Annotated in this window: 27 protein-coding genes; 8 read left to right on the top strand and 19 right to left on the bottom strand. The window is 73.1% G+C overall.

Going from position 1 to position 23,767, the window contains the following annotated elements:
* The first annotated feature begins 12 nt into the window (after positions 1-12).
* Genes ACZ4TG_RS24065 through ACZ4TG_RS24050 form a run of 4 tightly spaced genes read left to right on the top strand, consistent with a single transcriptional unit; the run spans position 13 to position 4,749 of the window.
* Positions 13-1,719: an ADP-ribosylglycohydrolase family protein gene (locus ACZ4TG_RS24065; RefSeq protein WP_468166089.1), complete on the top strand. Its 1,707-nt coding sequence runs from the start codon at positions 13-15 to the stop codon at positions 1,717-1,719.
* Positions 1,716-2,684 carry a ribokinase gene (gene rbsK, locus ACZ4TG_RS24060; protein WP_468166087.1) on the top strand — a complete coding sequence of 323 codons (969 nt, stop codon included), beginning with the start codon at positions 1,716-1,718 and terminating at the stop codon, positions 2,682-2,684. Before ACZ4TG_RS24065 ends, rbsK begins: the two co-directional genes overlap by 4 nt.
* The gene (locus ACZ4TG_RS24055) at positions 2,681-3,940 is read left to right on the top strand and encodes a CaiB/BaiF CoA transferase family protein (RefSeq protein ID WP_468166085.1); all 1,260 of its coding nucleotides are present in this window, start codon (positions 2,681-2,683) and stop codon (positions 3,938-3,940) included. Before rbsK ends, ACZ4TG_RS24055 begins: the two co-directional genes overlap by 4 nt.
* Positions 3,937-4,749 (top strand): HpcH/HpaI aldolase/citrate lyase family protein, encoded by an 813-nt coding sequence (locus ACZ4TG_RS24050; RefSeq protein WP_468166082.1) that lies wholly within the window; start codon positions 3,937-3,939, stop codon positions 4,747-4,749. Before ACZ4TG_RS24055 ends, ACZ4TG_RS24050 begins: the two co-directional genes overlap by 4 nt.
* A 123-nt stretch (positions 4,750-4,872) precedes the next feature.
* Here ACZ4TG_RS24050 and lgt read toward each other — a convergent pair whose 3' ends face one another.
* The 11 genes from lgt to hisI form a co-directional block, all read right to left on the bottom strand.
* Complete coding sequence (gene lgt, locus ACZ4TG_RS24045; protein WP_468166080.1) at positions 4,873-6,015, bottom strand: prolipoprotein diacylglyceryl transferase; 1,143 nt, start codon at positions 6,013-6,015, stop codon at positions 4,873-4,875.
* 100 nt (positions 6,016-6,115) lie between these two features.
* Positions 6,116-7,093, bottom strand: coding sequence for a DsbA family protein (locus ACZ4TG_RS24040; protein WP_468166078.1), 978 nt, complete (start codon positions 7,091-7,093; stop codon positions 6,116-6,118).
* Positions 7,094-7,188: 95 nt separating this feature from the next.
* Positions 7,189-8,052, bottom strand: coding sequence for a tryptophan synthase subunit alpha (gene trpA / locus ACZ4TG_RS24035; RefSeq protein WP_468166076.1), 864 nt, complete (start codon positions 8,050-8,052; stop codon positions 7,189-7,191).
* A complete protein-coding gene (trpB, locus tag ACZ4TG_RS24030; RefSeq protein ID WP_468166074.1) occupies positions 8,049-9,323 on the bottom strand; it encodes a tryptophan synthase subunit beta in 1,275 nt (424 codons plus the stop codon). Before trpB ends, trpA begins: the two co-directional genes overlap by 4 nt.
* 195 nt (positions 9,324-9,518) lie before the next feature.
* Positions 9,519-9,728, bottom strand: a complete 210-nt coding sequence (gene trpM / locus ACZ4TG_RS24025) for a tryptophan biosynthesis modulator TrpM (protein ID WP_468166072.1) — start codon at positions 9,726-9,728, stop codon at positions 9,519-9,521.
* An 8-nt stretch (positions 9,729-9,736) separates the two neighbouring features.
* Positions 9,737-10,546, bottom strand: a complete 810-nt coding sequence (gene trpC / locus ACZ4TG_RS24020) for an indole-3-glycerol phosphate synthase TrpC (protein WP_468166070.1) — start codon at positions 10,544-10,546, stop codon at positions 9,737-9,739.
* A 172-nt stretch (positions 10,547-10,718) separates the two neighbouring features.
* A complete protein-coding gene (locus ACZ4TG_RS24015; protein ID WP_468166068.1) occupies positions 10,719-11,207 on the bottom strand; it encodes a DUF2752 domain-containing protein in 489 nt (162 codons plus the stop codon).
* A 57-nt stretch (positions 11,208-11,264) separates the two neighbouring features.
* Positions 11,265-11,516 (bottom strand): HGxxPAAW family protein, encoded by a 252-nt coding sequence (locus tag ACZ4TG_RS24010; RefSeq protein ID WP_468166066.1) that lies wholly within the window; start codon positions 11,514-11,516, stop codon positions 11,265-11,267.
* A gap of 98 nt (positions 11,517-11,614) precedes the next feature.
* Positions 11,615-12,283: a TIGR02234 family membrane protein gene (locus ACZ4TG_RS24005; protein ID WP_468166064.1), complete on the bottom strand. Its 669-nt coding sequence runs from the start codon at positions 12,281-12,283 to the stop codon at positions 11,615-11,617.
* A gap of 14 nt (positions 12,284-12,297) precedes the next feature.
* Positions 12,298-13,788 carry an anthranilate synthase component I gene (locus ACZ4TG_RS24000; protein ID WP_468166062.1) on the bottom strand — a complete coding sequence of 497 codons (1,491 nt, stop codon included), beginning with the start codon at positions 13,786-13,788 and terminating at the stop codon, positions 12,298-12,300.
* Between the two features lie 15 nt (positions 13,789-13,803).
* Positions 13,804-14,160 carry a phosphoribosyl-AMP cyclohydrolase gene (gene hisI, locus ACZ4TG_RS23995; protein WP_468166060.1) on the bottom strand — a complete coding sequence of 119 codons (357 nt, stop codon included), beginning with the start codon at positions 14,158-14,160 and terminating at the stop codon, positions 13,804-13,806.
* Between the two features lie 92 nt (positions 14,161-14,252).
* Between hisI and ACZ4TG_RS23990 the strand changes: the two genes are divergently transcribed.
* Positions 14,253-14,885 carry a TIGR03085 family metal-binding protein gene (locus ACZ4TG_RS23990; RefSeq protein WP_468166058.1) on the top strand — a complete coding sequence of 211 codons (633 nt, stop codon included), beginning with the start codon at positions 14,253-14,255 and terminating at the stop codon, positions 14,883-14,885.
* A gap of 86 nt (positions 14,886-14,971) precedes the next feature.
* On the opposite strand, the gene hisF is transcribed toward ACZ4TG_RS23990, so the two are convergent.
* Genes hisF through hisD form a run of 8 tightly spaced genes read right to left on the bottom strand, consistent with a single transcriptional unit; the run spans position 14,972 to position 20,703 of the window.
* On the bottom strand, positions 14,972-15,748 hold the full coding sequence (gene hisF, locus ACZ4TG_RS23985) for an imidazole glycerol phosphate synthase subunit HisF (RefSeq protein ID WP_468166056.1): 777 nt from the start codon (positions 15,746-15,748) through the stop codon (positions 14,972-14,974).
* Entirely contained in the window at positions 15,745-16,134 is a 390-nt protein-coding gene (locus ACZ4TG_RS23980; RefSeq protein ID WP_468166054.1) for a RidA family protein, read from the bottom strand. The genes hisF and ACZ4TG_RS23980 overlap by 4 nt, the downstream gene beginning before the upstream one ends.
* Complete coding sequence (gene priA, locus ACZ4TG_RS23975) at positions 16,131-16,862, bottom strand: bifunctional 1-(5-phosphoribosyl)-5-((5-phosphoribosylamino)methylideneamino)imidazole-4-carboxamide isomerase/phosphoribosylanthranilate isomerase PriA (RefSeq protein WP_468166052.1); 732 nt, start codon at positions 16,860-16,862, stop codon at positions 16,131-16,133. The genes ACZ4TG_RS23980 and priA overlap by 4 nt, the downstream gene beginning before the upstream one ends.
* Positions 16,862-17,503, bottom strand: a complete 642-nt coding sequence (hisH, locus tag ACZ4TG_RS23970) for an imidazole glycerol phosphate synthase subunit HisH (protein WP_468166050.1) — start codon at positions 17,501-17,503, stop codon at positions 16,862-16,864. The genes priA and hisH overlap by 1 nt, the downstream gene beginning before the upstream one ends.
* On the bottom strand, positions 17,500-17,667 hold the full coding sequence (locus ACZ4TG_RS23965; RefSeq protein ID WP_266993965.1) for a hypothetical protein: 168 nt from the start codon (positions 17,665-17,667) through the stop codon (positions 17,500-17,502). Before ACZ4TG_RS23965 ends, hisH begins: the two co-directional genes overlap by 4 nt.
* 2 nt (positions 17,668-17,669) lie before the next feature.
* Positions 17,670-18,263, bottom strand: a complete 594-nt coding sequence (gene hisB, locus ACZ4TG_RS23960; RefSeq protein WP_030155936.1) for an imidazoleglycerol-phosphate dehydratase HisB — start codon at positions 18,261-18,263, stop codon at positions 17,670-17,672.
* Complete coding sequence (locus tag ACZ4TG_RS23955; RefSeq protein ID WP_468166048.1) at positions 18,260-19,366, bottom strand: histidinol-phosphate transaminase; 1,107 nt, start codon at positions 19,364-19,366, stop codon at positions 18,260-18,262. Before ACZ4TG_RS23955 ends, hisB begins: the two co-directional genes overlap by 4 nt.
* Complete coding sequence (gene hisD, locus ACZ4TG_RS23950) at positions 19,363-20,703, bottom strand: histidinol dehydrogenase (RefSeq protein ID WP_468166046.1); 1,341 nt, start codon at positions 20,701-20,703, stop codon at positions 19,363-19,365. Before hisD ends, ACZ4TG_RS23955 begins: the two co-directional genes overlap by 4 nt.
* 126 nt (positions 20,704-20,829) lie before the next feature.
* On the opposite strand from hisD, the gene ACZ4TG_RS23945 reads away from it, so the two are divergent.
* The 3 genes from ACZ4TG_RS23945 to ybaK are packed head-to-tail and all read left to right on the top strand — an operon-like array spanning position 20,830 to position 23,729.
* Complete coding sequence (locus tag ACZ4TG_RS23945) at positions 20,830-22,428, top strand: oxidoreductase (protein WP_468166044.1); 1,599 nt, start codon at positions 20,830-20,832, stop codon at positions 22,426-22,428.
* 34 nt (positions 22,429-22,462) lie between these two features.
* Positions 22,463-23,203 carry an LON peptidase substrate-binding domain-containing protein gene (locus tag ACZ4TG_RS23940; protein ID WP_468166042.1) on the top strand — a complete coding sequence of 247 codons (741 nt, stop codon included), beginning with the start codon at positions 22,463-22,465 and terminating at the stop codon, positions 23,201-23,203.
* A gap of 28 nt (positions 23,204-23,231) precedes the next feature.
* On the top strand, positions 23,232-23,729 hold the full coding sequence (gene ybaK / locus ACZ4TG_RS23935) for a Cys-tRNA(Pro) deacylase (RefSeq protein WP_468166040.1): 498 nt from the start codon (positions 23,232-23,234) through the stop codon (positions 23,727-23,729).
* Positions 23,730-23,767: the final 38 nt, after the last annotated feature.

Raw genomic sequence — 23,767 nt, 5'->3', positions numbered from 1 at the left:
GCGGAGTGCGCCGTGCGGCTGACGTGGGTCCAGCCGGAGGACCTGGTCGGGCACGAGTTCCGCCAGGCGGCGCAGGACGGCCGGGAGGCGGGGCCGCTGCTGCGCACCTGGCTCGCGGCGGGCGGCCGGCCGGCCCCGCCCAGCGCCGGCGCCTCCCCCGCCCCGCCCGCGCCGGAGCTCCGCGCCCTGGCCGCCCGCCTCCTGACCGAACTCGCGGCCCTGCCCTGCCCCTCGGCCCCGGCCGAACCCACCCCCTGGCCCGCCATCACCGCCACCTGGGCGGAGCCGCCCCGGGCCGACGAGGCGGCCGTGTCGCCCACGCCGGCCCCGCCCCGGTGCCTGCCGCCCGCCCCGCCGCCGCCCGCCGCCACACCCCGGCCCGGCGCAGCCACCGATGCCGGCTCCGAACCCCCGCCCGGGCCCACCGCCACACCCCCGCCCGGCGCAGCCACCGCCCCCCGGCCCGGCCCAACCACCGATGCCCGCACCGAACCCCCGCCCGGGCTCACCGCCACACCCGCGCCCGGCGCAGCCACCGCACCGCCGCCGCCAACGACGCCCGCCGTCGCAGCCGGGGCTCGCCCCGACCCCCGGCCCACCCACAGGGTGCGGACCCGGCCGGCGCCCCCGTCCCCGCAGGAGCGCCCCGCCCCGCGCACCCCGCCGGAGGCGTCCCGGCTGGAAGCCGCCTGGCTCGGCCGGGCCGTCGGGTGCCTGCTCGGGAAGCCCGTGGAGAAGCTGCCCCTGGCCGGGATCCGGGCCCTCGCCCGGGCCACCGGCAACTGGCCGCTGGCCGACTGGTTCACCGCCCGCGGCGTCCCGGCGGAGCTCCTGGCCGCACACCCCTGGAACCGCCGCTCCGCCCCCACCTCCCTCGCCGAGAACATCGACGGCATGCCCGAGGACGACGACCTCAACTACCCCCTCCTGAACCTGATCCTGCTCCAGCGCCACGGCAAGGGCTTCACCACCGCCGACGTGGCCCGGCTCTGGCTCGACGAACTCCCCGCCGGCCGCACCTTCACCGCCGAGCGGGTCGCCTACCGCAACCTCCTCCAGGGCCTGGAGCCCCCGGCCACCGCCACCCACCACAACCCCTTCCGGGAGTGGATCGGCGCCCTCATCCGCGCCGACGTCCACGGCTGGACCAACCCCGGCGATCCGGCCGCCGCCGCGGCCCAGGCCCACCGGGACGCGGTCCTCACCCACACCGGCAACGGGGTCTACGCGGCCCTCTTCGTCGCCGCCGCCATCGCCGAGGCCGCCACCGGCCGGGCCGACGTGCACACCGCGCTCCGGTCCGGTCTGGCCGTCGTACCGCCCCGCTCACGCCTCGCCGAGGCCGTCCGCTTCGGGATCGACACCGCCGGCCGCCACGCCGACTTCGACCACGTCGTGGACCGCCTCCACGCCCGGTACGGCCACTACCACTGGGTCCACGCCGTCCCCAACACGGCCCTGATCGCGGCCGCCCTGACGCACGCCGACGGCGATTTCACCCACTCGGTGTGCCGCGCCGTGTCCGGCGGCTGGGACACCGACTCCAACGGCGCCACCGCGGGCTCCCTCGCCGGACTCCTCGCAGGGGCCCCCGCGAACCTCCCGGACCGCTGGACCGCCCCGCTCAAGAACCGCCTCGCCACCACCGTGCCCGGCTTCGACGGCATCGGCTTCGACACCCTCGCCCACCTCACCGCTCAGGAGGCAGCCCGCTCATGACGGCCATCGCCGTGCTCGGCAGTACCAACATGGACCTCGTCGCCTACGTACCCAAGGCCCCCCGGCTCGGGGAGACCGTCACCGGCCGCGCGTTCCGCACCGCTCCCGGCGGCAAGGGCGCCAACCAGGCGGTGGCCGCCGCCCGTTGCGGCGGCGAGGTGGTGATGATCGGTGCGGTCGGGGCGGACGAGTTCGGCGTACGGCTGCGCTCCGCGCTCGCCGCCGCCGGGGTCGAGACGGCCGCCCTGCGCACCGTCGAGGGGGCCAGCGGCACCGCCCACATCACCGTCGACGACGAGGGCGCGAACAGCATCATCGTCATCCCGGGCGCCAACGCCCTCGTCACCGGCCTGGAGGCGGGCGACGAATCCCGCATCGGCTCCGCCGGCTCCCTGCTCCTCCAGCTCGAACTGCCCATGGAAGCCGTGCTCGCCGGGGCCCGCGCCGCCCGCGCCCACGGCGTCCGTACGATCCTCACCCCGGCCCCGGCCCAGCCGCTGCCCTCCGAACTCCTCGCCGTCACCGACCTCCTGGTCCCCAACGAGCACGAGGCGGCCACCCTCACCGGTCTCACCGATCCGTACCAGGCGGCCGAAGCGCTGCTCCAGGACGTCCCCGAGGTGGTGATCACCCTCGGTGCGGCCGGGGTGCTGTACGCCGCGCGCGGCCGGGAGCCGCTGACGCTGCCGGCGCCCCGGGTCCGGGCCGTGGACACCACCGCCGCCGGGGACACCTTCGTCGGGGCGCTGGCCGTGGCCCTCGGGGAGGACCGCCCGATGGGCCAGGCGCTGCGCTGGGCTTCGGCCGCCGCCGCGCTGTCCGTCCAGCGGCCGGGCGCCCAGGACTCGATGCCGGCCCGGGCCGAGACGGACGCCTTCGCAGCAGCGGCCGGGGCCGGGAACGCGAACGGCAACGGCAACGGCAACGGCAACGGCAACGCGCCCGCCGACGGGAGGGCGTCATGACCCGACCCGCACCCCTGGCCCAGACCGCCCCGCCTTCCGCCCCGCACCCCGGCCCGCACCCCGCCCCGCACCCCGGCCCCCTGCGGGGGCTCCGCGTCCTCGACCTCGCCACCCTCTTCGCGGGGCCCCTCGCGGCCACCCTGCTCGGGGACTTCGGTGCCGAGGTCGTCAAGGTCGAGCACCCGGACCGCCCGGACCCCTCCCGCGGCCACGGCCCCGCCAAGGACGGCATCGGCCTCTGGTGGAAGCTGCTCGGCCGGAACAAGCGGACGATGACCCTCGACCTGTCCACCCCCGGCGGCCGGGAGACCCTGCTGCGGCTGGCCGCCACCGCCGACGTGGTCATCGAGAACTTCCGCCCCGGAACCCTGGAGAAGTGGGGCCTCGGCTGGGCCGAGCTGTCCGCCGCCAACCCGCGGCTGGTGCTGGCCCGCGTGACGGCCTTCGGCCAGCAGGGCCCGTACGCCCACCGCCCCGGCTTCGGCACCCTCGCGGAGGCGATGAGCGGCTTCGCGGCGATCACCGGGGAGCCGGAGGGGCCGCCGACCCTGCCGCCGTTCGGGCTCGCGGACTCCATCGCGGCGCTGACCACCGCGTACGCCGTGATGGCCGCGCTGGCCGGCCGGGACCGCACCGGCCGGGGGCAGGTGGTGGACCTGGCCATCATCGAACCGATCCTGACCGTGCTGGGCCCGCACCCGCTCTGGTACGACCAGCTCGGCTACGTACAGCCGCGCAGCGGCAACCGCTCCGCCAACAACGCGCCCCGCAACACCTACCGCAGCGCGGACGGCCGCTGGCTGGCGGTGTCCGCCTCGGCCCAGTCCATCGCGGAGCGCCTGATGCGCCTGGTCGGCCGGCCCGAACTGATCGCGGAACCCTGGTTCGCGACCGGCTCCGGCCGGGCCGCCCACACGCACGTGCTCGACGAGGCGGTCGGCGGCTGGATCGCCCGGCACAAGGCGGAGGAGGTGGTCGCCGCGTTCGAGGACGCCCAGGCGGCGGTCGCCCAGGTCTACGACGTACGGGACGTCATGGCCGATCCGCAGTACGCGGCCCTCGGCACGCTCACCGAGGTCGAGGACCCCGAGCTCGGCCCGCTCCGCATGCAGAACGTGCTCTTCCGGCTGTCCGAGACCCCGGGCGGCATCCGCTGGGCGGGCCGCCCGCACGGCGCGGACACCGAAGCCGTCCTCGCCGAACTCGGCCTGACCGAGGCCGAGATCACCGTGCTCAGGAAGGACGGGGCCCTGTGATCCTCACCTGGCTGTACGCACCCGGCGACCGGCCCGAGGTGGTCTGGAAGGCCCTGCACTCGGGGGCGGACTCCGTCATCGTGGACCTGGAGGACGGGGTCTCGGCATCCCGCAAGGAGTACGCCCGGGCGGCGACCGCCGAACTGCTGGCCGACCGGCCGCCGGTGCCCGTGCAGGTCCGGGTCAACGCCCTGGACTCCCCCTGGGCCGGCGCCGACCTCAACGCCCTCACCGGGCTCCGGGGCCTGTCGGGGCTGCGGCTGCCCAAGATCTCCGCCCCGGAGCAGATCAGCGCCGTGGCGGACCGCACGGGCGGGGTGGCCCTGTACGCCCTGCTGGAGTCGGCCCTGGGCGTGGAACGGGCGTACGAGATCGCGCGCGCCCACCCCGTCCTGCGCGGGCTGTCCCTCGGGGAGGCCGATCTCCGGGCCGACCTGGGCGTCAGTGCGGAGGCGGGCCTGGACTGGCCGCGCTCCCGGGTGGTGGTCGCGGCCCGGGCCGCCGGGCTGGCCCCGCCCTCGCAGTCGGTGTTCCCCGACATCCGGAACCTGGAGGCGCTGGCCGTCTCCTGCGCGCGCGGCCGGGCCCTCGGGTTCCTGGGCCGCGCCGCGATCCATCCGCGGCAGCTACCGGTGATCGAACGGGCCTACCTCCCCGGCCCGGAGGAGGTCACCGCCGCCGAGGAGATCGTCACCGCCGCGCGGGCCACCCCGGGCGCGCTGGCCCTGCCCGACGGCCGCTTCGTGGACCCGGCGGTGGTGGCGGCGGCCCACCGCACCCTGACCCTGTCCCGCCGCGGCAACGGCTAGGCCGTTCCTTTCGGCCTGGGGCCGTCCCTTTCGGATCTCGGGGTGTCCTCGGGAACGCGGAAGGGTGCCGCGCTGAGCGCGACACCCTTCTCGGCAGATCACGGACCTGGGGCCCGGAGCTGGTCAGAGCTTCTTGGCCTCGGGAGCCGCCTCGGCGTCCGCCTTCGCGGCGTCCTGCGGCGCGCCCTCGGCAGCGGGCTCGGTCTTGACCCCGGCCTCGGCCTTGGTCTTCCCCCCGGCCCCGGCGGCGTCCTCGCCCGTGCCGCCGGTCGCGGACTCGGACCCGGACCCGGCCTTGGTCTCGGACCCGGTCGCGGACTTGGTGCCGGACCCGGTCTCGGCCTTGGTCCCGGACCCTGTCACGGCCTTGGTCCCGAGCTCGGACGTGGTCGCGGCCTTGGCCTCCACGTCGGACTTCCCCTTCGCCCCGGCGCCGTCGGCCGCGGCGGGGCCGCGGTCCGGCTCCACCACTTCCTCACGGCCCGGCCGCAGCTTCGTCGAGACGACGAAGTAGACCACCGCGAGCACGAAGCACAGGATCGCGGTCCACACGTTGAGCCGCATGCCCATGATGTGGTGGGCCTCGTCGACCCGCAGGTACTCGGTCCAGACACGGCCCGCGCAGTACGCGGCCACGTACACGGCGAAGGCCCGGCCGTGTCCGAGCTTGAAGCGGCGGTCGGCCCAGATCACCAGCGCGGCGACGCCGAGGCACCACAGCGACTCGTACAGGAAGGTCGGGTGGTACGTCCCGGCGACCCGGTTCGGGCCCTCGCTGATCTTCAGGGCCCACGGCAGATCGGTGGGGCGGCCGTACAGCTCCTGGTTGAACCAGTTGCCCCAGCGGCCGAAGGCCTGGGCGATGGCGATGCCGGGAGCCAGGGCGTCGGCCCAGGCCGGCAGCGGGATCCCGCGCAGCCGACAGCCGATCCAGGCACCCACCGCGCCCAGCGCGATCGCGCCCCAGATGCCCAGGCCGCCTTCCCAGATCTTGAAGGCGTCGACCCAGTTGCGGCCCTCGCCGAAGTAGAGCTGGTAGTCGGTGATCACGTGGTAGAGGCGACCGCCGACAAGGCCGAAAGGCACCGCCCAGACGGCGATGTCCGCGACCGTGCCCGGCTTTCCGCCGCGCGCGATCCACCGCTTGTTGCCGAGCCAGACAGCGACGAAGACGCCGATGATGATGCAGAACGCGTAGCCGCGCAGCGGGATCGGTCCAAGATTGATCACGCCGGTCGACGGGCTGGGGATATAGGCAAGGTTCATGGCAGGACCGACGCTACCCTGCCGGGCGGTGGAGACCGCAACCCGCCCGGCAAGCTCGGCTGAATCGATACGGGGGCGTCACACCTTCCCCACGGGCAGCTCAGTCCTCTCCCGCCCCCTTGGAGACGGAAGCGGAACCGGCCTTGGCCCCCGTCGTCGAGGAGGACTTCGCCGAAGACTTCACCGAGGACTTCGCCGGGGAAGCCGAAGCGGAGGCCGAGGCGGACGGCGAGGCCTTCCCGGCGTCCGTCGCGGAGCCCTTCGGCGTCGTGGCGGCGCCCCCGGTCCCCTTGGCCGCGGCCTCCACCTTCTCCTTGAGCTTCTGCGGGGTCAGCGGGTTCGCCTGGTCGGCGAAGATGTCCTTGCCGTCCAGCTGCACGGTCGGGGTTCCGCGGAACTTCCCGGCGCGGAAGGCCTCCTGGGACTTGCCCACCCAGGCGTTGTGCTTGCCGTCCTCCACGCAGGCGCGGAACTCGGGGGTGTCCAGCCCCTCCACCTTGCCGGCCAGCTCCAGCAGCTTGGCGTTGTTGCCGTAGGCGTCGTCGGTCTCCTGCGGCTGGTTCTCGAAGAGCACGTCGTGGTACGCGGGGAACTTCCCGGCGTCCTGCGCGCAGGCGGCCGCGTTGGCCCCCTTGAGGGAGCCGGTGCCGCCCATGTTCCCGTCGATCAGGGTGACCAGGTGGTATTCGGCCTTGAGGAGCCCCTTGGCCTCCAGTTCGTGGACGGTGGCCCGGTAGTTGTCCTCGAAGGCCTTGCAGGCCGGGCAGCGGAAGTCCTCCCAGACGGTCAGCGTGGACGGGGCGGCGTCCTTGCCGGTCTGGATGGCGAGCGCGTCCTTGCCCACGGCCCCGGAGGGCGCGACCACCGGACCCTTCGCGGAGTCGCCGGACTTCCCGGTGTTGGCCGCGATCAGGCCGACGACGGCCGCCAGGCCTAGTACGCCGACCACCGCCGCCGACACGATCAGGGTCCGGCGGCGCTTGTCCCGGGTCTTCTGCCGCTCGCGCTCCACCTGGAGTCGCTCGCGGGCCGATCGTTTCGTCGCATCGCGGTTCGCACCGTCGTTCTTCTCGCTCACGTTCCGCCAAACGAAGCGGGGAGGCACTCGCGTGCCTCCCCGCTCCCACTTCCACCCGATCGGGCTACAGAACCCCCGTCGGGGCCCGCCCGGCGTCAGGACCTGCGTACGCCTTCCGCAAGCTCGCCCGCCAGGGCCCGCACGCCGGCCAGCCCCGTCGCCAGGTCCGGCGCGTCCAGCAGCACCTTCACGAAGGCCGAGCCGACGATCACCCCGTCGGCGAAGCCCGCGACCTCCTTCGCCTGCACGGCGTTGGAGACGCCCAGGCCCACGCAGACCGGGAGCTCGGTGGTGGCGCGGGTGCGGCGGACCAGGTCCTGGGCCTGGTTGCCGACCGATTCGCGGGTGCCGGTGACCCCCATCAGGGAGGCGGCGTAGACGAAGCCGGAGCCGGCCGCCGTGATGGTGGCCAGGCGGGTGTCCTGGCTGCTGGGCGCCACGACGAAGACGGTCGCCAGACCGTGCTTCTCCGCGTGCTCGCGCCACAGCGCGGACTCCTGGACCGGCAGGTCGGGCAGGATGCAGCCCGCGCCGCCGGCCGCCGCCAGCTCGGCCGTGAACCGCTCGACGCCGTAGCGGTCGATGGGGTTCCAGTACGTCATGACCAGGATCGGGACCCCGGTGGCCTCGTGCGCCTCGCGCACGGTGCGCATCACGTCGGCGATCTTGACGCCGCCGCGCAGGGCGATGTCGTCGGCGGTCTGGATGACCGGGCCGTCCAGCACCGGGTCGCTGTGCGGCAGCCCGATCTCGACGATGTCCGCGCCGCCGGCGAAGACGGCCTTGACGGCCTCGATCCCGCCGTCGACGGTCGGGAAGCCGGCCGGGAGGTAGGCGACGAGAGCGGCGCGGTCCTCGGACTTCGCCTTCGCGAGGGTGGCGCTCAGCAGGTCGATGTTCCCGCCCGCGCTGTTTGCGTCGGCGCCGTTTCCGCCCGCGTTGTTTCCGTTGGCACTCACTTGTCGTCCCCCTCGGAGAACTCGTTCTCGGCGACTTCCCCGTCGGTGTCGTACAGCCCGAAGTACCGCGCGGCGGTGTCCATGTCCTTGTCGCCCCGACCGGACAGGTTGACCAGGAGCAGGGCGTCCTTGCCCAGCTCCCTGCCGAGGTCCAGCGCCCCCGCGAGGGCGTGCGCGGACTCGATCGCCGGGATGATGCCCTCCGTACGGGAGAGCAGGCGCAGGGCCTGCATCGCGGCGTCGTCGGTGACCGCGCGGTACTCACCGCGGCCGGAGTCCTTGAGGTAGGAGTGCTCGGGGCCGATGCCCGGGTAGTCCAGGCCGGCCGAGATCGAGTACGGCTCGGTGATCTGGCCCTCCTCGTCCTGGAGGACGTAGGAGCGGGAGCCGTGCAGGATGCCCGGCTCGCCCGCGGTCAGCGTGGCCGCGTGTTCGCCGGTCTCGACGCCGTGTCCGGCGGGCTCGAAGCCGACGAGGCGGACGCCGGCGTCCGGGATGAAGGCGTGGAAGAGGCCGATGGCGTTGGAACCGCCGCCGACGCAGGCCAGTGCCGCGTCGGGCAGGCGTCCGGCGCGCTCCAGGATCTGGCGGCGGGCCTCGACGCCGATGACCCGGTGGAAGTCGCGGACCATGGCCGGGAAGGGGTGCGGGCCGGCGACCGTGCCGAAGAGGTAGTGGGTGCGGTCGACGTTGGCGACCCAGTCGCGGAAGGCCTCGTTGATGGCGTCCTTGAGGGTCCGGGAGCCGGACTTCACCGCGATGACCTCGGCGCCCAGCATCCGCATCCGGGCCACGTTCAGCGCCTGGCGCTGGGTGTCGATCTCGCCCATGTAGATGGTGCAGTCGAGGCCGAAGAGGGCGCAGGCGGTGGCGGTGGCCACGCCGTGCTGGCCGGCTCCGGTCTCGGCGATGACGCGGGTCTTGCCCATGCGCTTGGTGAGCAGCGCCTGGCCCAGCACGTTGTTGATCTTGTGCGAGCCGGTGTGGTTGAGGTCCTCGCGCTTGAGGAAGATCCGCGCGCCGCCCGCGTGCTCGGCGAACCGGGGCACCTCGGTGAGGGCGCTGGGCCGGCCCGTGTAGTTGACCATGAGCTCATTGAGCTCGGCGGCGAAGGCCGGGTCGCCCTTGGCCTTCTCGTACTCGACGGCGACCTCGTCCACGGCGGCGACGAGCGCCTCCGGGATGAACTTGCCGCCGAAGTCGCCGAAGTAGCCCTCGGCGTTGGGGACGTGACCCTCCGGGTCCGGGATGAAGAACGAGCTGGTGGACATGGCCACTACTCCTACGGGGTGCGACGGGATGACTGCACCGTATTGCGCCGCCGGCCCGTGGCACGCGCACCCCGCTGGGGGGTGGGGGTGCGTACGGACGGAGCGGCCCGCGCCCGGAGCCGGCGGCTCGGGGCGGCGGGCCGTACGGGACCACCCGGCGGGTACCTCAGCGGTACCGGGCGGGGAAGGCCCTCGTTACGGCGCCGGGGCGCCGCGCCATCGCATGCCGTTGACCTGACCGGGCTCGGAGCCGATCACGTACCGCACCCGCCGTCCGTGCACGCGCCGGGCCGGGGCGCGGCAGCCGCGGGGGCGGCAGCCGCGCGCCAGGGGCGCGTACGCCGTCGGCACGGCGGCCGGGCCGTAGCCGGGCCGGGTGCGGACGCGGGGGCGGAAGGGCGGCATGGGAGTGGTCAGCTCCGCCCGTGGCGCAGGGCGGGGTGGGCGCCGGCGGCGACGAGGTCGGCCACGGCCGCCTTCGGGTCGCGTCCGGTGACCAGGGACTCCCCGACGAGGACGGCGTCGGCGCCCTCGTTGGCGTAGGCGATCAGGTCGTGCGGCCCGCGGATACCGGACTCGGCGACCTTCACGATGTGGTCGGGGATCTCCTGGACGACGCGCTCGAAGGTGGAGCGGTCGACCTTGAGGTCCTTGAGGTTGCGCGCGTTGACGCCGATGATCTTGGCGCCGGCGGCGACGGCGCGCTCGACCTCCTCCTCGTCGTGGACCTCGACGAGCGGGGTCAGCCCGATGGTCTGGGCCCGCTCGATGAGGGAGACGAGGGCCTCCTGTTCCAGGGCCGCGACGATCAGCAGCGCGAGGTCGGCGCCGTAGGCGCGGGCCTCCCACAGCTGGTACGCCGTGACGATGAAGTCCTTGCGCAGGATCGGGATGTCCACGCGGGCACGGACGGCCTCCAGGTCGGCCAGCGAGCCGCCGAAACGGCGCTGTTCGGTGAGGACGGAGATGACCGCCGCACCGCCCGCCTCGTAGTCGGCGGCGAGCCCGGCCGGATCGGCGATCGCGGCCAGCGCGCCCTTGGACGGGCTGGAGCGCTTGACCTCGCAGATCACCTTGACGCTGTCACCACGCAGGGCGGCGACACCGTCCTTGGCCTGGGGCGCCTTGGCGGCACGCTCCTTGAGCTCGTCGAGGCTCACGCGGGCCTGCCGTTCGGCAAGGTCTTCGCGGACCCCTTCGATGATCTCGTCGAGCACACTCACGCGAGCGGCCCCCTTCCGGGTCGATGACGGTCGGCCGCCTTGCAGACACGTACCACTGCAAGGTCAGCACTCAAATGGTATCCGCAGGTCGCCGCGGCCTCCGCACGGACTTCGCCGTTTCCCATTGACTGGACAGTCGGAATACGGGCTTCCTCCGGCTGTCGCCCGGCTCTCAGGGGGCCAGGGCCGAGCCGAAGGGAAGATTGCGAAGAATCGCGAAAATCAGGACCAGAGACCCCAAACCCCACCAATACCCCTTTTTCAGGGTGATCCGCGGGGCGGGGCGGCCGCGCCAGGCGTTGACCAGCCACAGGGCCGTGAAGGCCGCGAAGAGGAAGTAACCGACGACGGCCACGGCATTGGCCCCGAGGGCCGTGAGCAGGTCGCCCTGCGCGAAGGCGTGGGCACTGCGCAGCCCGCCGCAGCCGGGGCAGAGGATCCCCGTCAGCCGCAGCAGCGGGCAGACGGGGTAGTGCCCGGGCTCGTTCGGGTCGACGGCGCCCACGTACCCGAAGGCGGCGACGGTCCCGGCCAGGGTGAGGGCCGCAGGGGCCAGCCGCCGGGCGCGCGAGGCCCGTACCGGAGCGGGCACGCCGTGTGCGGCGGCCGGGGCGGGAGGAAGGGTACGGGAGGCGTCCACGCGCTGATTCTCTCCGGTCATGACAAAAGGCGCAGCCCCGACAGGGCCGCGCCTTCAGCTCCGCTCGGTCCTCGCCCGTCAGACGTTCGCGGGGACCTTGGACGCGGCGATGACCTCGGCGAGGTCCTTGTGGGCGACCTTCGGGGCGCCCATGCCGACGGCCTTCATCGCCAGTCCCACGACACCGCCGAGCGCGACGACGACGAGGCCGGCCCAGAACCCCAGCGGGTTCGCGAGCACCATGAAGGCGCCCGAAACGCAGAAACCGATGAAGGCGATGATGACACCGGTCCAGGCGGCCGGGGTGTGTCCGTGGCTCGTGCCCGCCATGAGTTGCTCCTCGTTGCTCTGTCGCACGTCACGTGCTGTGTCGAACGCTCGATGCCCATTGTCCCGCACAGGACGGGACGGCTGCTCACGGGGGTCCGTCAGCGGGTGGGGTCCTCACCCCGGTCCAGAGCCTTCCACAGGTCCTCGGGCCGGTCCGGGTCCACCGCCGCGGGAGTACGCGTACGGGTACTCCCGTCGCGTTCGTAGCGGCCCCCCATCGCGGGCCAGCTCCGGCCGAAGCGCAGGGCCAGCAGGCCGGCGACCAGGATCAGGGCCGCTCCCCCGGCCGTGATGAACGGCCACGCCGTATGGGTGAGGCCGACCACCTGCGCGGCGGTGTCGGCCGTCGTCCTGGCGGCCTGCTCGTCGAGGGCCCGGTGGTCGTCGGCGGCCGACACGGCGGCCAGCGCGGCGCCCAGGCCGCTCAGCGCGAGCAGCCCCGACACCAGCAGCCGGCTCCTGCCGCGCACGGCGAAGACGGCGACCAGGGCGGCCAGCCCCACGATGGCCAGAGCCGCCGGAAGACCGGTGACGGCCCGCCCGTCGGCGCTCAGCGGCAGCGAGCCGCCGCCGATCGCGGCGCTGCCCTGCGCCCAGGTCCGGCCGGAGGCGAGCAGGACGACGGTGGCGCCGAGCGCGCCGAGCAGCAGGGCGGCGGCCACACTGCGGCGGCCGCCGCTGCCGGTCGCGGGCCCCGTCGGGACCTCTTCGGTCCCAGGGGCTTCGGCATCGTCTCGGGGCGGGGGTACGGCACTCACGTACCCCACTATCCCCTACGCCCTCAGGCGCGGTGGAGGCGGTTCGCCGCTCCGACCGCGCGCAGCACCGCGGCGGCCTTGTTGCGGCACTCCAGGTCCTCCAGCTCGGGCACCGAATCCGCGACGACCCCCGCGCCGGCCTGCACGTACGCCGTCCCGTCGCGCAGCAGCGCCGTACGGATGGCGATGGCCGTGTCGGAGTCCCCGGCGAAGTCGAGGTAGCCGACGCAGCCGCCGTACAGGCCGCGGCGGGTGGGCTCCAGCTCCTCGATGATCTGCATGGCGCGCGGCTTGGGCGCCCCCGAGAGGGTGCCGGCCGGGAAGCAGGCGGTGAGCACGTCGAAAGCGCTCTTGCCCTGGGCGACCCGGCCCGTCACGGTCGAGACGATGTGCATGACGTGCGAGTACCGCTCGATCTTCATGAACTCGACGACCTCGACGGAACCCGGCTCGCACACCCGGCCCAGGTCGTTGCGGCCCAGGTCGACGAGCATCAGGTGCTCGGCGCGCTCCTTGGGGTCGGCCAGCAGTTCCTCGGCGAGCTCCTGGTCCCGCTGCGGGGTCGCGCCGCGGTGCCGGGTGCCGGCGATGGGGTGCACCAGGGCCCGCCCGTCCTCGACCTTCACCAGCGCCTCGGGGCTGGACCCGACCACGTCGAAGCCGTTCTCGAAGCGGAACAGGTACATGTACGGGGACGGGTTGGTGGCCCGCAGCACCCGGTAGACGTCCAGCGCGGACGCCTCGCAGGGCGTCTCGAACCGCTGCGAGGGCACCACCTGGAAGGCCTCGCCCGCCCGGATCCGCTCCTTCACGTCCTCGACGGCGGCCTGGTACTTCTCGCCGCCCCACAGGGCCGAGAACTCCGGCAGCTCGGAGGCGGGCAGCGGGGTGGGCACGTACGGGGCGGACCGCGCGAGGTCCGCCTCCATGGCGTCGAGGCGGCCCACCGCGTCCGCGTACGCCTCGTCCACACCGGTGTCGAGGTCGTTGTGGTTGATGGCGTTGGCGATGAGCTGGACCGTGCCGTCCCAGTGGTCCAGTACGGCCAGGTCCGAGGTGAGGAGCATGGTCAGCTCGGGCAGCTGGAGGTCGTCGGCGGTGTGCTCGCCGATGCGCTCCAGGCGGCGCACGATGTCGTATCCCAGGTAGCCGACCATGCCGCCGGTGAAGGGCGGCATCCCGCCGGCGATGTCGCGGGGCGTGTGCAGGGCCTCCACGGTGGCGCGCAGGGCCTCCAGCGGGTCGCCGTCCGTGGGGACGCCCACGGGCGGGGTGCCGATCCAGTGCGCCTGGCCGTCCCGGACGGTCAGGGTGGAGTCGCTGCGCACGCCGATGAAGGAGTAGCGGGACCAGGAGCGGCCGTTCTCGGCGGACTCCAGAAGGAACGTGCCGGGGCGTTCCGCGGCCAGCTTGCGGTAGAGCCCCACGGGGGTGTCCCCGTCGGCCAGCAGTTTGCGGCTGACGGGGATGACGCGGCGGTCGACCGCGAGCTTGCGGAACGTCTCAAGATCCATGGCTGGGGACCCTACCTATTCGGCGTCGCTGAGAAGGACATCGGCGTCGAAGCACGTACGGGCGCCGGTGTGGCAGGCGGCCCCGACCTGGTCGACCTTGACGAGCAGGGTGTCGGCGTCGCAGTCGAGGGCGACGGACTTCACGTGCTGGAAGTGGCCGGAAGTGTCTCCCTTGACCCAGTACTCCTGGCGGCTGCGGGACCAGTACGTACAGCGGCCGGTGGTCAGGGTCCGGTGCAGGGCCTCGTCGTCCATCCAGCCGAGCATGAGCACCTCACCGGTGTCGTACTGCTGGGCGATGGCCGGTACCAGTCCGTCCGCGGAGCGCTTGAGGCGGGCGGCGACGGCGGGATCGAGGGAGGTCTTACTCATGTGGCCATTGTGCCGGGCCGGGGGGACGATCACGGATCGGTGTCCGCCTGATGAGCAGGCGTGGGACGGGTTCCAGCCGTAGGCTGGCCCCCATGTCTACCCATGCGAAGCGCGAACGCCTGCTGCTGGCGGACCTGTTGGAGGCGGCGGGGCCCGAGGCGCCGACGCTGTGCGAGGGCTGGCGCACGCGGGAGCTGGCGGCGCACGTGGTCGTGCGCGAGCGCCGCCCGGACGCGGCGGGCGGGCTCCTGCTGAACGTCCTGAAGGCCCGGCTGGACAAGGCGATGGAGGAGTACACCGCCAAGCCGTACGAGGAACTGATCCAGCTGATCCGCACCGGCCCGCCGAAGCTGTCCGTGTACTCGCTGAAGCAGATCGACGAGGCGGCGAACGCGGTGGAGTTCTACGTCCACGCGGAGGACGTCCGGCGCGCCCAGCCCGACTGGTCGCCGCGCGCGCTGGACCCGGTGTTCTCGGACTCCCTCTGGTCCCGCCTGGAGAAGCTGGCCCGCCTCACGGGACGCCGCTCCCCGGTCGGCCTGGTGCTGCGCCGCCCGAACGGCCAGACCTCGGTGGCGCACAAGGGGACCCCGGTGGTGACGGTCACGGGCGAACCGGGGGAACTGACGCTGTTCTGCTTCGGGCGGCAGGCCGCGTGCCGGGTGGAGCTGGACGGGCCGCCGGAGGCGATCGCGAAGCTGACGGTGGCGGAGCTCGGCCTGTAGCCCGGCCGGCTGTTCAACGGGGTCCGGGGTGTCCCCGTGGCCCCGTCAACCGCCCGGCCAGGGCTCCGGCCCGGCCAGGGCGCTCGTCAAACGGCCCGGCCAGGGCACTCGCGGACGGGGTGCCCCGCGCCCCGAAGCGCGTCCTTGACCTCGGAGATCCGCAGGTCGCCGAAGTGGAACACCGACGCCGCGAGCACCGCGTCGGCGCCCGCCGCGATGGCCGGCGGGAAGTGCTCCAGCCTGCCCGCACCGCCGGAGGCGATCACCGGGACCGTGACGTGCTTGCGCACGGCCGCGATCATCTCGGTGTCGTAGCCGTCCTTCGTGCCGTCCGCGTCCATCGAGTTCAGGAGGATTTCCCCGGCGCCCAGTTCGGCCGCCCGGTGGGCCCATTCGACGGCGTCGATGCCGGTGCCCTGGCGGCCGCCGTGGGTGGTGACCTCGAAGGACCCGGAGGCGGTGCGCCGCGCGTCCACCGACAGGACGAGGACCTGCCGCCCGAAGCGCTCCGCGATCTCCTGGATCAGCTCGGGCCGCACGATGGCGGCCGTGTTCACGCCCACCTTGTCCGCGCCGGCCCGCAGCAGCTTGTCCACGTCGTCGGCGGTGCGTACGCCGCCGCCGACGGTGAGCGGGATGAAGACCTGTTCCGCGGTGCGGCGCACCACGTCGTAGGTGGTCTCGCGGTTGCCGGAGGAGGCGGTGATGTCGAGGAAGGTCAGCTCGTCGGCGCCTTCGGCGTCGTACAGCTTGGCCATCTCGACCGGGTCGCCGGCGTCGCGCAGGTTCTGGAAGTTGACTCCCTTGACGACCCGGCCGTTGTCCACGTCCAGGCAGGGGATCACCCGTACGGCGAGGGTCACGGGGACACCGCCTTGTACGCCTCGACCTCGACCTCGACGACCATGCTCGGGTCGACGAAGCCGGAGACGATGAGCATGCTCGCGGCGGGGCGGACCGCGTCGAAGAGTTCCTTGTGCGCCCGGCCGACCTCCTCGACGTCGCGGGCGTGCGTGAGGTACATCCGGGTACGGACCACGTGCTCCGGGCCGAGCCCGGCCTGGGCGAGGGCCTTGAAGGCCACGCCGAAGGCGGTGATCGTCTGGTCGTACGGGCCGCCGCCGTCGGCGGCGGTGCAGCCGGAGACCAGGACCAGGCCGTTGGGGAGCTGGACGGCACGGGAGTAGCCGATGACGTCCTCGTAGGGGCCGCCGGAGGAGATGCGGCGCACGTCGGGGGAGGAGCTCATGCGGAGACCACCTTCAGGGCTTCTTCCAGGGTGAAGGCCTTGGCGTACAGGGCCTTTCCGACGATGACGCCTTCGACTCCCTGCGGGACCAGCTCGGCCAGGGCGCGCAGGTCGTCGAGCGAGGAGATGCCGCCGGAGGCCACGACGGGCCGGTCGGTGGCGGCGCAGACGTTCTTCAGCAGCTCCAGGTTGGGGCCAGTGAGGGTGCCGTCCTTGCCGATGTCGGTGACGACGTAGCGGGCGCAGCCCTCGGAGTCCAGGCGCGCGAGGGTTTCGTACAGGTCGCCGCCCTCGCTGGTCCAGCCGCGGCCCTTGAGGGTGGTGCCGCGTACGTCGAGGCCGACCGCGATCCTGTCGCCGTGCTCGGCGATCGCCCTGGCGGCCCATTCGGGGGTTTCCAGGGCGGCGGTGCCGAGGTTGACGCGGGTGCAGCCGGTGGCGAGGGCCGCGGCGAGCGAGGCGTCGTCGCGGATGCCGCCGGACAGTTCGACCTTGATGTCCATGGCGCCGGTGATCTCGGCCACCAGGGCGCGGTTGTCGCCGGTGCCGAAGGCGGCGTCGAGGTCGACGAGGTGCAGCCATTCGGCGCCCGACGCCTGCCAGGCGAGGGCCGCTTCGAGCGGGGAGCCGTAGGAGGTCTCGCTGCCGGACACCCCGTGCACGAGGCGGACGGCCTGACCGTCACGGACGTCGACGGCAGGCAGCAGTTCGAGCTTGCTGGCGGTCATCAGAGGGTCTCGATCCAGTTGGTGAGGAGCTGGGCGCCGGCGTCGCCGGACTTCTCGGGGTGGAACTGGGTGGCCCACAGGGCCCTGTTCTCCACCGCCGCGACGAAGGGCTCGCCGTGGGTGGCCCAGGTCACCTTGGGGGCGCGGATCGCCGGGTTGGTGACCTCCAAGCTCCAGTCCCGTACCGCGTACGAGTGGACGAAGTAGAACCGGGCGTCGGCGTCCAGTCCGGCGAAGGCCTGGCTGTCCTCGGGTGCCTGGACGGTGTTCCAGCCCATGTGGGGGACGATCGGGGCCTTGAGCGGCTCGACCGTGCCGGGCCATTCGTCGAGGCCCTCGGTCTCCACGCCGTGCTCGATGCCGCGTTCGAAGAGGATCTGCATGCCGACGCAGATGCCCATGACGGGGCGGCCTCCGGAGAGCCGGCGGCCGATGATCCAGTCGCCGCGGGCGTCCTTGAGGCCCTTCATGCAGGCGGAGAAGGCGCCCACGCCGGGGACGAGGAGTCCGTCGGCGTCCATGGCCTTGTCGTAGTCGCGGGTGATCTCGACGTCCGCGCCGACGCGGGCGAGGGCGCGTTCGGCGGAGCGGACGTTGCCGAAGCCGTAGTCGAAGACCACGACGCTCTTGGTTGCGCTCATTCCCAGATTCCTTGGATCCGCAGGACTCCGGCGGCGAGACACATCGCGGAGCCGATGGCGAGCAGGATGATGACCGACTTGGGCATCTGCTGCTTCTGGAAGGAGTAGACGCCGCCGGCCAGGAAGAGGCCGACGACGATCAGGATGGTGTTGAGGCCGTTCACGGCTAGAGGGCGCCCTTCGTGGAGGGCAGGATTCCGGCGGCGCGCGGGTCGAACTCGGCGGCGTAGCGCAGCGCCCGGGCGAGGGCCTTGAACTGGCACTCCACGATGTGGTGGGCGTTGCGGCCGTACGGGACGTGGATGTGCAGGGCGATCTGGGCCTGCGCGACGAAGGACTCGAAGATGTGCCGGGTCATCGTCGTGTCGTACTCGCCGATCATCGGCGCCATGTTCTCGGGCTCGGTGTGCACGAGGTACGGGCGGCCGGACAGGTCGACGGTCACCTGGGCGAGGGACTCGTCGAGCGGCACGGTGCAGTTGCCGAAGCGGTAGATGCCCACCTTGTCGCCGAGGGCCTGCTTGAAGGCGGCGCCGAGCGCGAGGGCGGTGTCCTCGATGGTGTGGTGGGAGTCGATGTGCAGGTCGCCGTCCGTCTTGACCGTGAGGTCGAAGAGGCCGTGGCGGCCGAGCTGGTCGAGCATGTGGTCGTAGAAGCCCACGCCCGTCGAGACGTCGACCTTGCCGGTGCCGTCGAGGTTTATCTCGACGAGGACCGAGGTCTCCTTCGTGGTCCGTTCGACCCGTCCGATGCGGCTCATGCGTGCTGCTCCTTCTTCAGTGCGCGAACCGCTTCCAGGAACGCGTCGTTCTCGGCCGGGGTGCCGGCGGTGACCCGCAGCCAGCCCGGTACGCCGTTGTCCCTGACCAGGACGCCCTGGTCGAGGATCTTCTGCCAGGCGGTGTGGGCGTTCTCGAACTTCCCGAACTGGATGAAGTTCGCGTCGGACTCGGTGACCTCGTAGCCGATGGCCCGCAGCTCGGTGACGAGGCGGTCCCGCTCGGCCTTGAGCTGCTCGACGTAGCCGAGCAGGGTGTCGGTGTGCTCCAGCGCGGCCAGCGCGGTCGCCTGGGTGACGGCCGACAGGTGGTACGGCAGGCGCACCAGCTGGACGGCGTCGACCACGGCGGGGTGCGCGGCCAGGTAGCCCAGGCGCAGTCCGGCGGCGCCGAAGGCCTTGGACATGGTCCGGGAGACCACCAGGTTGGGGCGGCCCTCGATCAGCGGGAGGAGGGAGTCGCGGTGGCTGAACTCCACGTACGCCTCGTCGACGACGACGAGCGAGGGCTTGGCCGCCTGCGCGGCTTCGTAGAGGGCCAGGACGGTCTCCGCCTCGACCGCGGTACCCGTGGGGTTGTTGGGCGAGGTGATGAAGACGACGTCGGGGGCGTGCTCGGCGATGGCCCGCTCAGCGGCCTCCACGTCGATGGTGAAGTCCTCCCGGCGCGGGCCGGAGATCCAGCCCGTCCCGGTGCCCCGGGCGATCAGGGCGTGCATCGAGTACGAGGGCTCGAAGCCGATCGCGGTGCGGCCGGGCCCGCCGAAGGTCTGCAGCAGCTGCTGGAGGACCTCGTTGGAGCCGTTGGCGGCCCAGACGTTCTCCCGCGCGACCGGGTGCTTGCCGGTGCGGGTGAGGTAGGCGGCCAGCTCGGTGCGCAGCTCGACCGCGTCCCGGTCGGGGTAGCGGTTGAGGGTGCGGGCGGCGTCGGCCACGCGCTCGGCGATGCGCCGTACCAGCTCCTCGGGGAGCTGGTACGGGTTCTCGTTGGTGTTCAGCTGGACGGGTACGTCGAGCTGCGGAGCGCCGTACGGGCTCTTGCCGCGCAGTTCGTCCCGGATGGGGAGGTCGTCGATGCCGGTCACTTCCCAGGAACCTTCCAGCCGAAGCGCGCCTTGAGGGCGGCGCCGTGCGCGGGCAGGTCCTCGGCCTCGGCCAGCGTCACCACGTGGTGGGTGACCTCGGCGAGGGCGTCCCGCGTGTAGTCGACGATGTGGATGCCGCGCAGGAAGGACTGCACGGACAGGCCGGAGGAGTGGCAGGCGCAGCCGCCGGTGGGCAGCACGTGGTTCGAGCCGGCGCAGTAGTCGCCGAGGGAGACCGGGGCCCACGGGCCGACGAAGATCGCGCCGGCGTTGCGTACCCGGGCGGCCCAGGCGGCGGCGTCGGCGGTCTGGATCTCCAGGTGCTCGGCGCCGTACGCGTCGACGACCTTCAGGCCGTCCTCCAGGCTGTCGACCAGCACGATGGCGGACTGCTTGCCGGCGAGGGCGGGCTTGATCCGGTCCTCGACGTGCTTGGTGGCGGCGACCTGCGGCTCCAGCTCCTTCTCGACGGCGTCCGCGAGCTCGGCGGAGTCCGTGACGAGGACGGCGGCGGCGAGCGGGTCGTGCTCGGCCTGGCTGATCAGGTCGGCGGCGACGTGTACGGGGTCGGCCGTGGAGTCCGCGAGGACCGCGATCTCGGTGGGGCCGGCCTCGGTGTCGATGCCGATCTTGCCGGTGAAGTAGCGCTTGGCGGCGGCGACCCAGATGTTGCCGGGGCCGGTCACCATGTTGACCGGCAGGCAGTCCTCGGTGCCGTACGCGAACATCGCGACGGCGACGGCGCCGCCGGCCGCGTAGACCTCGTCCACGCCGAGCAGCGCGCACGCGGCGAGGATCGTCGGGTGCGGCAGACCGCCGGCGGGGTCTCCGTCAAAAGCGGGCTTCTGCGGCGGGGAAGCGAGCGCGATCGACTCGACGCCCGCCTCCTGCGCCGGTACGACGTTCATCACGACGGAGGACGGGTACACGGAGCGGCCACCCGGGGCGTACAGCCCCACGCGCTCGACCGGAACCCACTTCTCGGTCACCGTGCCGCCGGGGACCACCTGGGTGGTGTGCTCGGTGCGGCGCTGGTTGCGGTGCACGATCCGGGCGCGCCGGATCGACTCCTCCAGGGCGGCGCGGACGGCCGGGTCCAGCTGTTCGAGGGCGGCCTTGATGGCCTGCGCGGGTACCCGGACCTGCGAGAGTTCGACCCCGTCGAACTTCTGCGCGTACTCGATCAGCGCCGCGGTGCCGCGATGATGGACGTCCTCGCAGATGGGCCGCACCTTCTCCAGGGCGGCTTCCACGTCGAACTCGGCACGGGGCAGCAGATCGCGCAGGGCGCCGCCCTCGGGGAGGGCGTCACCGCGCAGGTCGATACGAGAGATCACGTCCCAATTCTCTCAGACCGTCTCCCGCCACCGTTCGCCTGTATCACTGGCTGATACACGCCCCGGATGTCACCGGCTCCCCTTAGCGTTCCTGTACACGTAAGTGGCAAGCGGAGGGGGACCGCCATGACCGAGGCGCGCGCGGACGAGGAACCGGCGGATCTGACCGGTCCCGAGCGCCGGATGTGGCAGGCGTACCGCACGGGCAGCGTCTGCGATCTCAGCGCCCGCGCCGCCGACCGGGACGACCCGCACTCCGAGCGGGTCTGGGACTCCGGGCGCACCGTCCGGGCGCAGGTGGTGGCCCTGCTGCTGCTCCACGGCCCGGGTCCGGTGCCGGGCCGGGTGGCCTCGCTGAAGCTGCGCGGGGTGCGGATCAGCGGGCGGCTGGACCTGTCCGGGGGCACGGTCGACCCGTACGTGGAGTTCCAGTCCTGCCGCTTCGACAGCGAGATCCAGCTGTCCGAGACCCGCTTCGGGACGTTGCGCCTGGTCAACTGCGCGATCCCGCGGCTGGAGGCGGCCCGGCTGCACACCGAGGGTGATCTGCACCTGCCGCGCTGCCGGGTGGCGCGCGGGATCCGGCTGACCGACGCGCAGATCGGCACCGACCTGCTGATCAGCCAGGCGGTCGTGCAGCGGGACAACAAGGGCCGGGCCATCGTGGCGGACGGCCTGTCGGTGGCGCAGGACTTCCAGGGCGAGATGCTGGAGACGTACGGCGAGGTCAGCCTGCGCGGCGCCAAGGTCGGCGTGTCGATGAGCCTGCGCGGGGCCCGGCTGCGCAATCCGCTGGGGCGGCGCGCGCTGAACGCCCCGCAGCTGACCGTCGAGCGGACGCTGTACCTGACCTCGGTGGCGCTGAACCACTCCCCCGGCGACTCCGGGACGCACACGCCCCCGTACGGGCTGGGGCAGACCCCGGCGAACGGCCAGGGGGCGCAGGCCTTCGAGTGCCGGGGCGGGATGCGCCTGGACGACGCCCGCTTCGGTGACGCGGTCGACTTCTACGGGGCCCGCTTCCTGCTGTCGGCGGAGCAGGAGCTTTCGCTGCGGCGGATCCAGACGCCGGAGCTCCGCTTCGTCGGGGAGCAGCCGCAGGGCGGGCGGATGGTGGTGTCGGGGGCGAAGGTGGTCAAGCTGGTCGACCTGTCCACCAGCTGGCCGGGTCCGGGGCGGCTGTCGATGGAGGGGTTCTCGTACGAGATCCTCGCGCCCCGGGGCCATTTCCCGCTGCCGCGCCGGCTGGCCTGGGTGGAGGCGGCCACTCCCGAGTACAGCCCGGAGCCGTACGAGCGGCTGGCGGCCGTGCTGCGGGCCAGCGGCGAGGACGCGGACGCCCGGGAGGTGCTGCTGGCCAAGCAGCGCAGGCGGCGAACGACGCTGCCGCCGGCGGCCAAGGCCTGGGGGTACCTCCAGGACTGGACGGTGGTCTACGGCTACCGCCCCGGCCGGGCCGCGCTGTGGATGGTGGTGCTGTGGGCGGCGGGCTCGCTGCTCTTCCTCCGGCTCCATCCGCCCGCGATCAAGGCGGACGAGCATCCGCACTGGAATCCCGCTCTGTACGCGCTGGATCTCCTCCTGCCGGTCATCGATTTCGGGCAGGAGGGCCAGTGGGACCTGAAGGGCGGCTGGCAGTGGGGCGCGGCGGCTCTGGTCGTGCTGGGCTGGATCCTGGCCACGACGGTGGCGGCGGGCGCGTCCCGGCTGCTGCGGCGGGGGTGACCGCTGCGGCGCTCCGGCCACTACCCTGTGCCTCGTGACCACCGTTCGCCTGCCACTCTTCCCGCTGAACTCGGTGCTGTTCCCCGGCCTCGTGCTGCCGCTGAACATCTTCGAGGAGCGCTATCGCGCCATGATGCGCGAACTGCTGAAGACGGGCGAGGACGAGCCGCGGCGCTTCGCGGTCGTCGCGATCCGCGACGGCCGGGAGGTCGCGCCGACCGCGCCCGGCCTGCCCGATCAGACGGCCCTGCCCGAACGCGGCCCGGGGGCCGGCTTCGGCGCGGACCCGATCCAGGCCTTCCACCGGGTGGGGTGCATCGCGGACGCGGCGACCATCCGGGAACGGGAGGACGGCAGTTTCGAGGTGCTCGCCACCGGCACGGCGCGGGTCCGGCTGCTGTCGGTCGACGCCTCGGGGCCCTTCCTGGTCGCGGAGCTGGAGGAGCTGCCGGAGGACGCGGGCGACGGCGCGGGAGCGCTGGCCGAGGGCGTGCTGCGGGCGTTCCGCAACTACCAGAAGCGGCTGGCGGGTGCCCGCGAGCGCTCCCTGACCTCGGGGGCGGAGCTGCCCGACGAGCCGTCGGTGGTCTCGTACCTGGTCGCGGCGGCGGCGGTGCTGGACATCCCGGCGAAGCAGCGCCTCCTCCAGGCCCCCGACACGGCGACCCGCCTCGCGGAGGAGCTGAAGCTGCTGCGCGCGGAGACCGCCGTGATCCGCCACCTTCCGTCGCTGCCCGCGGTGGACCTGACGCGCACGCCGACGAGCCCGAACTGATGGCGACGAAGGGGACGAGCCCGAACTGATGGCGAAGAAGAAGACGGGCGCCGGCGCCGCCACCCCCGCGATAGCGGCGCTCACCGCGGCCTCGGCGGAGTTCACGGTGCACTCGTACGAGCACGACCCGGCGCACCCCTCGTACGGCGAGGAGGCGGCGGAGGCGATGGGGGTCTCCCCGACGCAGGTGTTCAAGACCCTGGTGACCGATGTGGACGGGACCCTCACGGTGGCGGTGGTCCCGGTGTCGGGGTCGCTGGACCTGAAGGCCCTGGCGGTGGCCCTGGGCGCCAAACGGGCGTCGATGGCCGATCCGGCGCTGGCGGAGCGCACCACGGGCTATGTCCTGGGCGGCATCTCGCCGCTGGGGCAGCGCAAGCGGCTGCGTACGGTGGTCGACGCGTCGGCCGCGTCTCACCCGACGATCTGCGTGTCGGCGGGCCGCCGCGGCCTGGAGGTCGAGCTGGCCCCGGCCACCCTGACCGCGCTCACCGCGGCGGCGCTGGCCCCGATCGCCCGCGCCTAGCCCGTACGGGCGTACGGCGTACGGGCGTACGACAGGGC

The organism is Streptomyces sp. NPDC028314 (genome assembly GCF_055565795.1).
This window is presented reverse-complemented; position numbering and strand designations above follow the sequence as displayed.